The sequence below is a fragment of the Glaciihabitans tibetensis genome (assembly GCF_003003265.1).
GTDB lineage: Bacteria > Actinomycetota > Actinomycetes > Actinomycetales > Microbacteriaceae > Glaciihabitans > Glaciihabitans tibetensis.
Window position 1 is genome coordinate 633,483 of the sequence record NZ_PVTL01000001.1, and the last position, 13,943, is coordinate 647,425.

Below are 13,943 nucleotides of genomic sequence, written 5' to 3' on the forward strand. Positions count from 1 at the left end.
GCGTCGGCTGTTAGTCGGACGGCGGGTCGCCCGGGAGTGCCTGCTCGGGGAATCCGGGCCGTTTCGCGACCACCAGGTCTCCCGAGGACTGGTGTCGCATCCGGCGCATCACCCAGGGCATAAGGTGTTCCCGCGCCCAGCCGATGTCTTCCACCCGCGCATGGCGCCAGGTCGCCCGCGGCAGCGGCTCCGGAGCGAAGGGCTCGAGGTCGTTCTCGACGCCGAGCGCAGCCAGTACCATTCGGGCGACCGTGTGGTGGCCCACTGCCGAGAAGTGCAGGCGATCAGGCGCCCACATTCGTGCGTCACGCAATTCGCTCAGCGCCCACATGTCTGCGATGACCGCGTCGTGCCGAAGCGCGATGGAGCGAAGGTTCTCGTTGTAAATCGCGACTTTGCCGCGCGATCGGCCGAGTACCGGCGTCATCCCAATATCCGGTCCAGTGAACAGAACAACGGTCGCGCCGTTCGAGCGCAGCCGACTGACCGCGCCGTCGAGCCGGGACGAAATTTCGTCCGGATCGGTTCCGGGCCGGATGATGTCGTTGCCGCCGGCCGAGATGGTGATGAGATCGGGATGTAGTTCCAGGGCCGGGTCGATCTGTTCATCGATCACCTGTTGTAGCAGGCGCCCCCGGATCGCGAGGTTGGCGTAGGCGAAGTCGGTCGTCTGAAGGCTGAGAACTTCTGCGACGCGATCGGCCCATCCACGAAAGCCGCCCGGACTTTCGGGCTCCGGGTCGCCAATGCCCTCGGTAAAGGAATCGCCAATGGCGACGTAGCGGGTCCACGGATGTTGCATAGTCATGATTCCAGTGTGTCGGATTCCAGAGTTTTCTGCAGCCTGCGCAAAATCCCGAACCGGAGGAGCGCGATCTCACCCTCGACACTCTGTCGGTCAAAACAGCAGGTGAGGAGAGGGGCAGAAGTCAAGCCCCGGCCAACTTCGGCGCGTTATGTCCCCCGAACGGGGGGCATCGCTAGGGTTGTTTTGTTGGGACCGATACTCGGTTTGCGGTAATGACGGCGCAGGGAGTTCGTGATGGGTATCTTCGGCTGGATAATTCTCGGGTTGATCGCGGGAGCGATCGCGAAGGCTCTCCTGCCGGGTACCCAGGGCGGCGGGTGGGTCATCACCCTGATCCTCGGCGTCGTTGGCGCCCTTCTTGGTGGTTTTCTCGGTAGCGTGCTGTTCGATGTGGACCTTGGCGGGTTCTTTGACATCCGCACGTGGCTGTTGGCGATCGGCGGGTCGATCGTGGTGCTGCTGATTTACGGGCTCGTTACCAGAGGCAGTCGGAGCACATGACCGCGCTGTCTCGTGCAGGACGGGAATGCGGTAGATGAGGTGGGGGGACGTCATTTCGGGATGACGCCAGCCCCCATCCAGGACGAGGGACGATGTGGATATCCGCATCGTCCCTCGTTATTTCTCGTCTTATCTGGCGGTTGTCGAACTGTCGAGTTCTGCCGCCAATTGACGGTGGTGCCTGCGAAACTGGCAGGGTGAGTAAACAAGACGGCAGCGGGCGGCAGGTGACCACCAACTTCGTCGACGATGGGCGCGCAAGTATCATGCACGTCGACATGGATGCCTTCTTCGCCTCCGTCGAACTCCTTGAGCGCCCGGACCTTCGCGGTCTTCCGGTCATTGTCGGCCACCGCGGCGCGCGTTCCGTCGTGACCGCCGCGACCTACGAGGCACGCAAATACGGCGTTAACTCAGCCATGCCCATGGCGCTCGCGCTCCGTCGGTGTCCAGACGCCGTCGTACTCGAGCCCCATTTCGACCGCTACACGCACTACTCCCAGCAGGTGATGGCCATCTGTGACGACCTCACTCCGCTCGTCGAAAGACTGGGCATCGACGAGGCGTTTCTCGATGTATCCGGCGCTCGGCGTCTCCTCGGTTCGCCCTACGAGGTCGCTACCCTGCTTCGGCGGCGGGTATGGGATGAGACCGGGTTGCGGTGTTCCGTCGGTGTCGCTGCAACCAAGTTCGTGGCGAAACTCGCGTCGGGGCTGTCGAAGCCGGATGGGCTGCTCGTGGTGCCGCTCGCAGAAACTCTGCAGTTCCTCCACCCGTTACCGATCAGCGCCCTCTGGGGCGTCGGTGCGAAGACCGAAGAGCATCTGGTGCGACTGGGGCTGCGTACGGTGGCGGATGTCGCGCATACGCCGCTGGTATCCCTGCAGAAGAGTGTCGGCGTCGCCACCGGAACCAAGCTCCATGAACTCTCCTGGGCTCGCGACCCCCGCTCGGTCACCGTCGGGGGAGAGGAAAAGAGCGTGGGGCACGAGGTAACTTTCGAACACGACATCACCGACGCAGCCGTCATTCGCCGCGAGCTGCTGCGGATGAGCGACAAAGTCGCCGTGCGATTGCGGCGCGCCCAGCTCGAGGGTCGCACGGTGGTACTCAAGCTGCGTTTCGCGGACTTCAGCACCATCACCCGATCCCGCACGCTGGGGGAGTACACCGACCTCGGGCAAAGGATCTACGACGAAGTCTGTGAAATCTACGAGGGTCTGGGCCACCAGTACAGCAGAATCCGTCTGGTCGGGGTCCGCATGGAGCAGCTCGCCCCATCCGGTGGCGGTTCGACGGCACTGTGGGACACCGACGAAGGATGGCGCGAAGCAGAAAGCGTGATGGACGCCGTAACCGCGCGATTCGGCAACGGGCTCGTGCAGCGCGCTGCTTTCGTGCAGAAGAAACAGACACGCCCGGACGACTGACACGGGTCGGGCATTGTCGGACGCTGCGGGTAATGTCTTCTCAAGTGAATACTCCACCTCTGCCCGGCCCCACAGTCGGAACCTTTGCCGCGGAGCATCTCTCACCCTCGTACCCTGAGCGGGCAGCACGCGGAACCGCGGGCAAGCTGCGTGCCTGGCAGGCGGAGGCGCTCGACCTGTACTTCGAGAAAGAACCGCGCGATTTCCTCGCCGCGGCTACCCCGGGAGCAGGAAAAACTACCTTCGCGTTGCGTCTGGCCACCGAGCTCATCGCGCGCCGCGTCATCGACCAGGTGATCGTTGTCTCCCCGACCGAGCACCTCAAGAAGCAATGGGCCGATGCCGCCCACCGGGTGGGTATCAGGCTCAACCCCGACTTCAAAAACAATGAAGGCTTCGGCGGCCGTCGGTACCACGGTGTGGCGATCACGTACGCGCAGGTGGCGATGAAGCCCAGCCACCACCGCGCGATGGTGGAGTCCGCACGAACGCTCGTCATTCTCGACGAGGTGCACCACGGCGGGGATGCGCTCAGCTGGGGCGACGCCATTCGAGAGGCGTTCGAGGGAGCCACCCGTCGCCTCTCGCTGACCGGTACGCCGTTCCGCTCGGACACCGCGCCGATCCCGTTTGTGTCCTATGTGCGTAATGAAAAGGGCATCCGGCTTTCCCAGAGCGACTACGCCTACGGCTACGGCCGGGCCCTCGCCGATGGTGTGGTTCGCCCGGTGATTTTTATGGCCTACGCGGGCAAGATGCGATGGCGCACCAAGATGGGCGAGGAGATGGAGGCGCGCCTCGGCCAGGGCGACACCAAAGACATCACTTCACAGGCGTGGCGAACCGCCCTCGACCCCATGGGTGAATGGATGCCCGCAGTGCTGCGCGCAGCAGACCTGCGGCTCACCGAAGTGCGTCAGAGCATCCCAGACGCCGGGGGGCTGGTGATCGCGACCGACCAGACGACGGCCCGGGCGTATGCCGCCCTGCTGCAGGAGATCACGGGCACGATCCCGACCGTCGTGCTGTCGGACGAGAAAGAGTCGAGCGAGCGGATTGAAGCCTTCGCGCGGAGTGAATCGCGCTGGATGGTCGCCGTTCGCATGGTGTCAGAGGGCGTGGATGTGCCGCGCCTGTCGGTGGGTGTCTACGCGACATCCGCCTCAACGCCCCTGTATTTCGCTCAAGCCATCGGGCGATTCGTACGCGCCCGCCGCCGCGGAGAAACCGCCTCCATCTTCCTGCCGAGCGTTCCGTCGTTGCTGGCCCTCGCATCCACCCTCGAGTACGAGCGTGACCACGCCCTCGACCGCGACACCAGCGCAGAAGACGGGCTCCTCGACGACGACATGATGGACGAGGCCAACCGCGCGGAAAAGGCATCAGAGACCTTGCCGGATGAATTCGTCTGGCAGGCTCTGGAGTCGGAAGCGAACTTCGACCGCGTGTTCTACGAGGGCAACGAGTTCGGCTTCGCCGCGGAGACCGGCAGCGACGAAGAACTCGACTTCATCGGCCTGCCGGGGATCCTCGAGCCCGATCAGGTGCGCGAGTTGCTGCAGCAGCGCCAGGCGCGCCAGTCGAAACGGTCCGCCTCGAAGCCGCCCTCCGAGACGCCCGAGCCCCAGGCGCTCTACCGAACGCTGAAGGAGCAGCGCACCCTGCTCAACAGCCTCGTCGGAATCCGGGCGAAGCTGAACGGCGAGCCGCACGGGATCGTCCATGCGGAACTCCGCCGGGTGTGCGGCGGGCCGGCCGTCGGCCAGGCGAGCGTCACGCAGCTCCAGGCTCGGATCGACTACCTTCGGCGCGGCATGCGCTCCTGACCGGCGCCCTCGCGCCCGGCAGTGCTCACCTCAAGGGCGACACTCCCGTGCGGCGGGCTTTTTGTCTCGCGTGCGCCTAGTGTGCTGCGTATCCGCCGTCGACCAGGTGGTAGCTGCCGGAGATGAAGGACGCGGCGTCGCTCAGCAGGAACAGCGTGAGGGCGGCGACCTCCTTGTCGGTGCCGAGGCGGCGGGAGGCGTGCTCACCCTCGAGGGCGGTGAGCGCCTCGGGGGAGAGGCTGGAGCGCACGAGCGGTGTATCGATGAAGCCTGGACCCACGGCGTTCGTTCGGACCCCCTGCGCGGTGTATTCGAGGGCGGCGACCTTGGTGAGCCCGGTCAGAGCGTGCTTGCTCGTGACATATGCGGCGTTCTGGGCAATGCCGACCGATCCGAGGACGGACGCCATGTTCACCACGGCTCCGCCGCCGGCGGCGACCATGGCGGGAAGCTGGAACTTCAGACCGTAGAAGACGCCGTCAAGGTTGACTGCGCGAACGCGATCCCATGCTGCGATGTCGTAGTCGCCGATGGTCTGGGGGGCTGCGCCGATGCCCGCGTTGTTCACGGCGAGGTGCAGCGCGCCGAACGTGTCCTGGGCGAACTTGACGGCTGCTTCCGAGTCTTCCCACTTCGCGGTGTTCTGCTCGAAGGCGGCGGCCTTGCCGCCCGCGGCGATGATCTCGTCCGCGACCATTTGTGCGGCGTCGAGCTTGATGTCTGTGACGACGACGGAGGCCCCCTCGGCGGCGAGCTCCCGGGAGATCTCCGCTCCGATGCCGCTTCCGCCGCCGGTGACGATCGCTACCTTGTTGTCGAATCTAGCCATGATGAGCGCTTCTTTCTCGATTGCGTCCGGGGCGGCGTCTGCGCCGCACCGGTCGAGGTCGTCCCTCGATTGAAGATATCTTACGCTTGTTGCGCAGAATAAACTACAAGTGTTGGATAGCTGAGGATGCCTTGTTCATCTCTAACGAAAGTCTCGCGACTTGGTCTGCGGACTCATCCCGAGTACCTCAAAGCGGTCGGCCAGCAGGTTGGTGACCCCCTCTGGTGAGCGCTCCAAGATGCCCCGGATTATCATCGCCGGGGCCTCGCGGGTGATGCGGCGATAGCGGTTCCAGACCCCCACGCTGCAAATCACGTTGACGAGCCCGGTCTCGTCTTCCAGGTTGACGAAGGTGATGCCGCTGGCGGTCGCCGGGCGTTGCCGGTGCGTGACCACCCCGGCCACCTCGATCCGACGCCCGGACTCTGTGGTTGCAAGGTCGGCGGCCGAGAGCACGCCGCGACGCCCCAAGGCTTCGCGCAAATGTCGCACCGGGTGGTTGTCTGCCGACATCCCGGTAGACCAGAGGTCGCTCATCATCTCGTCAACCTCGGAGGGCATCGCGAACAGTGGGGGTTGCACCGCGACCACGGTGCCGGGGAGGTACTCGGCACGGTCCTGGGCTGCGTTGCCGGCATCCCACATCGCTTCACGCCGGGAAAGCCCAAAAACATCAAACGCACCAGAGGCGGCAAGCAGCTCAAGCTGGGCGGTGTTCAGTCCCACCCGACGCACGAGGTCTGCCATGTCGCGGTAATTGCCCCCGCGGTCGCGTTCTTCCACGATCGCGGTCGCCAGCGGCGTGCCGATACCTTTGACCTCGTCGAGGCCAAGCCGCACCGCAAGCGCCCCGTCGCGTCGATGGTCATCCGAGTCAAAAGGTACCGAGCGGTCGAATGGCGGCACCGGGGGTTGCTCGTGTAAACACGACGCGGCTCCCGTGGCGGGTGCGGGCATCGAGGCAGGCACGGCGCCTCCCGGCACGGTATACCGGGGGTCCGTCGCGGCGCCAAGCGGTTCGAGCCCCGCGGTGACACCGGAGCGTTGGATGTCGGGTCGCAGCACCACAACACCGTGGCGGCGGGCGTCGGCCACGAGCGACTGCGGCGAGTAGAACCCCATCGGCTGGGAGCGCAGCAGTGCGGCGAGGAACGCTCCCGGGTAGTGCAGGCGCATCCACGCGCTCGCGTAGACGAGCAGGGCGAAACTGAGGCTGTGGCTCTCGGCGAAACCGAAGTTTGCGAATGCCTGGATCTTGCCGTAGATCTCGTCCGCAACCTCGTCGGAGATGTCGTTCGCTTTCATCCCGGCGTAAAGCTTGTCTTTCAGGGACTCGATCCGCTCGATTCCGCGTTTGGAGCCCATGGCTCGCCGCAGCAGGTCGGCGTCCTCACCGGTGCATCCGCCGACGGCCATCGCGACCTGCATCAGCTGCTCCTGGAATACCGGAACCCCGAGGGTGCGCTCAAGCGGCTCCTTCAGCTTGGGGTGCAGATAGGTGACCGGCTCCTGGCCAAGCTTGCGTCGCACGAACGGATGCACGGCACCACCTTGGATAGGTCCGGGGCGGATCATCGCAATTTCCACCACGAGGTCGTAGAACCGGCGCGGTTGCAGTCGGGGAAGCAAGCCCATCTGCGCGCGGGATTCCACCTGGAACACCCCGACGGCGTCTGCACGGCACAGCATGTCGTACACCCCGGCCTCTTCCCGCGGGATCGACTCGAGCGACCACTCCTCGCCCAGGTGCTCTTTCGCCAGGTCGAAAGAGTGTTGCAGCGCGGCGAGCATGCCGAGACCGAGCAGGTCGAACTTCACCAGTCCCATCCAGGCGCAGTCGTCCTTATCCCATTGCAACACCGTGCGCCCGTCCATCCGTCCGTGTTCGATCGGGCAGACCTCGCCGACAGGCCGGTCGGTGAGCACCATTCCACCGGAGTGGATGCCCATGTGCCGGGGAAATTTCATTACCTCCTGGGCGAGCCCCACCACTGCGGGAGGAATGTCGTGGTCTTCGCTCTGCACAAGCGAGCCCCACCGCTCCACCTGTTTCGACCAGGCGTCCTGTTGTCCCGGGCTGTGCCCAAGGGCCTTTGCCATGTCACGCACGGCGAACTTGGGGCGGTAGGTGATGACGTTGGCGACCTGAGCGGCGTTCAGCCTGCCGTATTTTTGATAGACGTATTGGATGACTTCCTCCCGCCGGTCAGAGTCGAAATCCACATCAATATCGGGCTCCTCCTCACGCATGCTGGAGAGGAACCGCTCGAACGGCAGGCCGTAGAAGATCGGGTCGACCGCGGTGATCTTCAGCAGGTAACAGACGGCCGAGTTTGCGGCCGAGCCGCGTCCCTGGCAGAGGATGCCGCGGCCGCGGGCGAACGCAACAATGTCGTGCACGATCAGGAAGTACCCGGGAAAGTCCTTGGCTTCGATTACCGCGAGCTCCCGTTCGATCCTGGCCCGGTCTTTTTCTGAGAGATTCGGGTACCGCTCCGCGGCTCCCTGCCAGACCAGCCGGCGAAGCCAGCTCATCGGGGTGTGCCCGTCGGGCACCTTCTGTTTGGGCAGGCCGGGTCGGGCCCGACGAAGCTCGAAGCTGAGGTCGTCGGCGATCTCGACCGTACGTTCGATCGCACCCGGGTAGCGCGAGAAGCGGGCTGCCATCTCAGCGCCACTGCGCAGGTGGGCGCTGCCGGAGGACGGCAACCACCCGTCCATGTCGTCAAGGCTGCGGCGGGCGCGCACCGCAGACAACGCGGTGGCCAGGTGGTGCTGTTTCGGAGTCGCGTAGTGCACGTTGCCGGTGGCGACCACCGGCAGTCCCCGGGCGTCGGCGATGCGGGCCAGCACGTCGTTGTGGCTGCTGTCGAGTGGATTCCCCGCATCGAACAGCTCGACCAGGATGTTGTCGCGGCCAAAAAGGTCGACCAGACGGTCGACCTCGCGCGCGGCATCCCGCTCTCCCGTGGACACCCCGCCTGCCACCAACGCCTGACGAACCCTGCCCTTGCGGCACCCGGTCAAAATGTTCCAAGCCCCGTCGGAGCGGTCAGACAACTCGGCAAGATCGTAGAGCGGGCGACCCTTTTCCATCCCTGCCAGTTGTGCCGAGGTGAGAGCGCCGGCGAGCCGGTGGTACCCCTCTTTGCCCCGCGCGAGCACCACCAGGTGGCTGCCCTCCGGCTCGGCCATACCGTTTTGCGGTTTGCTGAGGCCCAGGGAGAGTTCGGCGCCAAAAACTGTTTTGACCGTGAATTGCTCCGCCGCTTCTGCCATCCGCACAATGCCATAGAGGCCATCGTGGTCGGTCAGGGCGAGGGCGTGCAGGCCGAGGCGAGTGGCCTCCTCCAGCAGTGCCTCGGGGGAGCTGGCCCCGTCGAGAAAACTGAAGTTGGAGTGCGCGTGCAACTCCGCGTACGGCACTGAGGCTGGCGCGGCCGCGGTGGCTGCCTCGGGCGGGGACACATACGGCAGGCGTTTGTTCGACCACGCCGGGCTATCGCCGCCGTCCGCGCCGGCCGGGGGAGAACCGGGTCGCCGCCCATCGGACAGCGCGCGTTCAAACTCGGACCAGGAAATGGGTGGGTTGCTGTATCCCATCAGTCGTACCTCGCTTCGGCCCACCAGCTGCTGTCAGAACCCTGAGTTGCGCTGACCAGCACGAGCAGCCACGCCATGCCTGCGGCATCCACCACCTGGAAGCGGTGTGAACGTCGGTGGGTTTCGTTGTCCCACCACCGCTCATCGATTGGCCAGGGCCCAGCCCAGGCTTGGATCTGCCGCATGGTGCGGCCGCTGCCGGTGGGGGAGAACTGCGCAGGGGAAGCGGACAGGGTGCCTCGGTCGTCGACCTGGATTGTGCCGCCCGTCGCGTCGAGTACGTGCACGGGGTGCGGGGTCGGAAAAATGGTGGTGGGTGCCGGTGGCGGCAGTGTGCCCGGCCAGGGCTGGGTCGGCTGCCGGGTAAGCAGCGGGCGATCGCCCCACGGCACAGTGGTTTGCCGGTCGGCGAGGGTGCGTCCGCCGCCAATCACGGCGGTGAGCACCCCGCCATGACCCAGCATGCTCTGCACCCGGGACAGGCCGTGGTGGATGCGTTCGTCTGGGCCCCCACCGAAGAGGCCAACCTCGTGGTGGCCGATGGCGTCGACGGACTCGGGGATGACGCGCACCCGGGTGATCCCGGAGGTCAGGCCGGTGTCGACCTCGCCGCTGCCCTGAAGCTGCCAGCGCACACGGTCTACAACATCGGCCGCGGTGAAGGAGCGCGGATGAAGCCAGCTACGCTCGGACACCTCGCCGGATTCCGAATCGATTTCGATCCGCAGCGCCGTGCAGACCAGCTGCGCTTCGGTCAGCGCCTCGATGAAACGGTCGGACGAGGCGCGAACGCCAAAGGTGACCTGGTCGATCCGGTCCAGCGGGGGTTCGAACTCGACCGTGCTGTCGAGTTCTTCCGGGGGGATGCGCTGGATCACGGGACGGCTGTCGTGCCCGCTGGCAAGGGAATGCAGGTGGGCTCCTGCCTCACCGAATCGCCCGAGCACATCCACTACGGGCAGGGCGGCGAACTCGGCAAGCGTGGTCACGCCCAGCCTGCGCAGCAGGGTAACCAGGGCAGGGGCATCGAGCAGGCTCACCGGCAGCGGGGCCAGGAATTCTGCAGACGCGCCCTCGGGCACTATCTGCACCCGTGCAGACCTCCCCGTCGTGAGGCCCGCCATCCGTGCTGCTTGCTCGGCTGTGAACGGACCGTCGGCGATGCCGACCCGCGCTCCGGGCACACCCAGCTGGTCGAGCAGGGCAATAAGCGCCAGTGCGGACGGCTTCTCGCCGCCGTAGTACCGTGCCGGACCCCTGGCGCGGATCGCACAGGTGCCCGGTCTCAGTAGTTGCACCCCTGGCATCATCGCTTCGATGGCGGTGAGTACCTCTTCGAACGCGCGGTTATCGTGCACGGCGTTATAGGGCTGCACCACAAGCTCGGGACAGCGCGCCTGCGCCTCACGAACCCGGAGGCCGCGCTTGACTCCCTCTGCCCGCGCGGCGGCGGAGCAGGCAAAAACCACCCCGTGTTCGATCAGGGCAAGGGGGATGTCGCTTCGCCCAGCGGCCTGCGCGCGCGAGCCCTGCACCGTCGAGCCCAGTGCAGTCGAGCCCTGCATCGTCGAGCCCTGCGTGGGAAGTCCCTGGGCGGCCGCGGCTTCCCGAAGCGCGGCGATGATGGGCCAGTCCGGACACCACAACACCATGGTGCGAACGATTGGGGCGTTCATCCTGCGGCCCGAAGATGACGCGGTTTCTCGCGCGAATGCATCGCGCCCGGAGAGGCATCCATCGAGCGAGGATCAACATCGCGGAACTTCTGCTCGGGGTCGGGGAGCCACAGCCGGGCGCTGCGGGGTGCTTCGCCCAGGCGCGACGAGACGGTAATAGTCGCCTGCCGGGCGGCGAGGTAGCCATGCCCCTCGCCAATGCCACTCCACACACTCTGGGAGAGGCTGAGCATCGCCTCGCTCTGCGGCCAGGTTCCGAGGACGAGCAGGGTTGATCCACGCTGGCGCAGTCGGCCGGCGAGGCGGGCGAGGCTGGTGTCGGAAGCACGCTTGGGTGGACGGGTAACCACCACGCTCATCACATCGGCGATCGCCGCGGTGACTGCGAGCCATTGGTCGCCCGGGTGCGGAACCAGAACGAGCCGTTCGATGTCTACCCCAAAAGTGGCTGCGGCCTCCACGCCGAACTCGGGGACTCCCACCACCCCACACCACGATCCGGCGGCAGACGGGCCAGCGAGCAGCGCCATCAGCAGCGTGATGGAGTGGTCAACCGAATACGTTGACCCCTGTTTCAGTCCGCCCCCGGGGAGCAGATTCGCGATGGCGGGGTGGGTGGGAATCAGGCGGGTGTCGAGTTTGGTGGCCTGCATGGAGCGAATTCGCGCCTGCAGATCGCTTACTGTTGACGAAGCAGCAGTCGAGGCAGCGGGATTCACTGTCTCGACCGTTGCTGCTGCAGATGCGGGTGCCATGACCCCATATTCGAACATAGTTTCGATGGTGTCAATTGCCACCGACATTTTCGCGGTTCAGGCAATGCCCAGCGGGAGTGTCACCCGGCGAAGGCGCGAGGTCTCAGCGTCGAGTGGTCTCAGTGTCGACCGGGCACCCGGTCGACGGAGGTGAATGCCTAGAGCCGCTCCAGCCGCAGAGCCCGGGCAATGCGCCGAGTACCCTCAAACGATGGCCCCCACTCTTTCCGACCAGCTCGCGGCCCGGGTGCGAAGCCTGCTGCGGCGGGCTGACCACCCGGCGACAGCCGCGGGAACCGCAGCGGGATGGCGCGAACAGCGAGACCAGTGGCTGGACGCGCTGGATCCCCGCTACTCACCCGAGTTCAGCGCAGCCGAGGTGCGTCGGCTCATAGACTTTCTCGCCGAGTCCGGACCCAGTGCCTCTTCCCGGGTCAGCGCAGCGGAATTCAGCGGTGAGGTCGACAGCCTGACCCCCGAATTACTGTTCAGCACGCAGTAGACAAGCAGGCCTAGTGGCCGCTCATGTTGAGCTCGTCGGGGTCGACCTCAACGTCACCCACGTCGTCCGGGCCACCCGTGCCCGGAAGGACTTTGACGTCATCCGCCGGAGTTTTGTCCGCAACAGCGGCGCTTTCGGCGGGGCTGCTCTCTTGCTTGGCGCGGATGTCTCGGTCGTTGGTGTCTGCATAACTCATGCACCGACACTAAAGCCCGAAAGCGGCGCGGTCGAGGGTTAGCGCCCGCCGCCGCGCTTGCGGTTGCGGGCCTGGAGGGCGCCACGGGAGTGTTTTACCTGGCGAGCCTTGGGCTTCTTGGCCGCGCCCGCGGCGGACTTCGCTTGGCCTGATTTGGCGGCACCAGACTTTTCTGACGACGGAGACGAAGACGAGGAACCCGATCCGACAGCGCGATCAGTGTCGGATCCCGCCGCCTCGGACAGGGGAGATCCCGAGCGTGAACTCGCCGCGGTGCGGCCGCGAACGATTCCGATGAACTCTTCCATCTCCGCGGTGAGGTCGTCCTCGATCCAGACGATGGCGATGCCCGTCTGGGGCGCGTCGGTCACGGGCCGGGCAACCACATCTTTGCGGGCGTGCAGCCGGGCAATGGACTGCGGCAAAAGCACTACACCGACTCCGGCAGCGACCAGCTCGACGGCATCGGACACGATCGGCGGCTTTCGCACAATCTTCTCGTCGGCGAGATCGGCGAGGGTGACGGAGTCAAACAGCGCGATCGGATGATCCTTCGAGACCACAACGACCGCGGTTTCCTGATAGAGGGGGATGACGCCGAGCCCATGATCCTTGACCGGCAGCCGCACGAAGCTCACGTCGGCGATGCCGTCGCGGAGCACCGCCACCGAGTCCTCTTCATCCACCGGGCGCACGCGCAGGGCGATCCCCGGGTGGCGGCTCTCCCAGGCGAGGGTCCACTTGCCCACGGTGACCCCGGGAACGAACGCGACACTGAGGGTGCCCGGAAGAGCCATGGTCGCGGCGATTTCTGCCAGGCGCAGCTCTTCTGCCTCGATCAGGGGGCCCGACTCGGCAAGCAGCTGCTGGCCGGTGGCGCTGAGGGTCGTGCGCTCGGCGCTGCGATCAAACAACTCCGCCCCCAGTTCGGCTTCGAGCGCCTTCACCGATGAACTGAGCGCCGGGCGGGAAATCCCGAGGGATTGTGCGGCCCGGGCGAAGTGCAATTGCTCGGCCACGGCGACAAAATGCCGCAGGAGGGTGACGTCCACGGTCATCCTTTCTGCTGTCCGCGCCATTCGCGGTCAAGGTCACAGGTTACGCTGTCGTACATGAGCCAGGAACGATCGCCGCAGTCCATGAAGCCGGCGACCGCCGCACAGAAGTTGGGAATTTACCTCCCCGCCGCCCCAGAAGAATTCCAGAACGGCTCGGTCACCCGCGCCGAACTGAACGAATTGCTGACCAATCCGCCGAAGTGGATCGAGAAGCTGCGCGCCACGGGCCCGCACCCGCGCCAGATTGTGGCAAGCAAGCTCGGCGTCTCCGCCTCGGGGCTCGCTCGTGGCGGCGTCACCGAGGCCCTCACCACCGCAGAGATCCAGGAGCTCCTTGCCGCTCCGCCCGCCTGGCTGGTGCGCGAGCGCGCAACGCAGGCCGGAGTGCGTGAGGAACAGAAGCGCATCAAGGCCGCCGCCGCCGAGAAGGCTGCGAACGCGGAGTAGGCCTCGCCTACACCGCAGGACAAACTCCTGCAACCACCTGCTATTTACGGCGCGGTGATCTTTACTTGTTGAGTCCGCGCCGATAAGGCGGACAGGTGGATGTCGCGGGGCCGAAGTGACCATCGTGCTCCGCGTTTCTCCACCGACCTGGTCACGGCAATGGCGCCGTGGGTAGTCGAATAGGTGGCCCTCCCGTCGGATGACGGCGGGGCCACCTGTTCGATCACACTCAGGCCGTCGGCACGGGGGGGCGCACAATACACGCCGAACCAGAGTGGTGTCTGATCGGCCCGGTCACAGATAATCTGAGCA

General features: G+C 65.7%; 12 protein-coding genes. 5 read left to right on the forward strand and 7 right to left on the reverse strand.

Going from position 1 to position 13,943, the window contains the following annotated elements; all coding sequences use genetic code 11:
- Positions 1-10 precede the first annotated feature (10 nt).
- Positions 11-808: an SGNH/GDSL hydrolase family protein gene (locus B0I08_RS02995; protein WP_106209631.1), complete on the reverse strand. Its 798-nt coding sequence runs from the start codon at positions 806-808 to the stop codon at positions 11-13.
- Between the two features lie 234 nt (positions 809-1,042).
- On the opposite strand from B0I08_RS02995, the gene B0I08_RS03000 reads away from it, so the two are divergent.
- The 3 genes from B0I08_RS03000 to B0I08_RS03010 all read left to right on the forward strand — a co-directional run bounded on the left by B0I08_RS03000 (position 1,043) and on the right by B0I08_RS03010 (position 4,565).
- Entirely contained in the window at positions 1,043-1,309 is a 267-nt protein-coding gene (locus B0I08_RS03000; protein ID WP_106209633.1) for a GlsB/YeaQ/YmgE family stress response membrane protein, read from the forward strand.
- Between the two features lie 197 nt (positions 1,310-1,506).
- Positions 1,507-2,739 carry a DNA polymerase IV gene (dinB, locus tag B0I08_RS03005; RefSeq protein ID WP_106209635.1) on the forward strand — a complete coding sequence of 411 codons (1,233 nt, stop codon included), beginning with the start codon at positions 1,507-1,509 and terminating at the stop codon, positions 2,737-2,739.
- Between the two features lie 32 nt (positions 2,740-2,771).
- Positions 2,772-4,565 (forward strand): DEAD/DEAH box helicase, encoded by a 1,794-nt coding sequence (locus B0I08_RS03010; protein ID WP_106209637.1) that lies wholly within the window; start codon positions 2,772-2,774, stop codon positions 4,563-4,565.
- 76 nt (positions 4,566-4,641) lie between these two features.
- Here B0I08_RS03010 and B0I08_RS03015 read toward each other — a convergent pair whose 3' ends face one another.
- From B0I08_RS03015 to B0I08_RS03030, 4 genes are all read right to left on the reverse strand, one after another.
- Positions 4,642-5,394: an SDR family NAD(P)-dependent oxidoreductase gene (locus tag B0I08_RS03015; protein WP_106209640.1), complete on the reverse strand. Its 753-nt coding sequence runs from the start codon at positions 5,392-5,394 to the stop codon at positions 4,642-4,644.
- Between the two features lie 141 nt (positions 5,395-5,535).
- Positions 5,536-8,997, reverse strand: coding sequence for an error-prone DNA polymerase (locus B0I08_RS03020; RefSeq protein ID WP_106209642.1), 3,462 nt, complete (start codon positions 8,995-8,997; stop codon positions 5,536-5,538).
- Positions 8,997-10,673: a DNA polymerase Y family protein gene (locus B0I08_RS03025; protein ID WP_106209644.1), complete on the reverse strand. Its 1,677-nt coding sequence runs from the start codon at positions 10,671-10,673 to the stop codon at positions 8,997-8,999. Before B0I08_RS03025 ends, B0I08_RS03020 begins: the two co-directional genes overlap by 1 nt.
- Positions 10,670-11,428 carry a hypothetical protein gene (locus B0I08_RS03030; RefSeq protein ID WP_181243150.1) on the reverse strand — a complete coding sequence of 253 codons (759 nt, stop codon included), beginning with the start codon at positions 11,426-11,428 and terminating at the stop codon, positions 10,670-10,672. Before B0I08_RS03030 ends, B0I08_RS03025 begins: the two co-directional genes overlap by 4 nt.
- 211 nt (positions 11,429-11,639) lie before the next feature.
- Between B0I08_RS03030 and B0I08_RS03035 the strand changes: the two genes are divergently transcribed.
- Positions 11,640-11,930, forward strand: coding sequence for a hypothetical protein (locus tag B0I08_RS03035; RefSeq protein ID WP_106209646.1), 291 nt, complete (start codon positions 11,640-11,642; stop codon positions 11,928-11,930).
- Between the two features lie 10 nt (positions 11,931-11,940).
- Here the strand turns inward: B0I08_RS03035 and B0I08_RS03040 are convergent, their stop codons facing one another.
- Positions 11,941-12,126 (reverse strand): hypothetical protein, encoded by a 186-nt coding sequence (locus B0I08_RS03040; protein ID WP_106209648.1) that lies wholly within the window; start codon positions 12,124-12,126, stop codon positions 11,941-11,943.
- Positions 12,127-12,164: 38 nt separating this feature from the next.
- A complete protein-coding gene (locus B0I08_RS03045) occupies positions 12,165-13,184 on the reverse strand; it encodes a LysR family transcriptional regulator (RefSeq protein WP_106209650.1) in 1,020 nt (339 codons plus the stop codon).
- 54 nt (positions 13,185-13,238) lie between these two features.
- On the opposite strand from B0I08_RS03045, the gene B0I08_RS03050 reads away from it, so the two are divergent.
- Entirely contained in the window at positions 13,239-13,631 is a 393-nt protein-coding gene (locus B0I08_RS03050; RefSeq protein WP_106209652.1) for a DUF5997 family protein, read from the forward strand.
- The last annotated feature ends 312 nt before the right edge of the window (positions 13,632-13,943 follow it).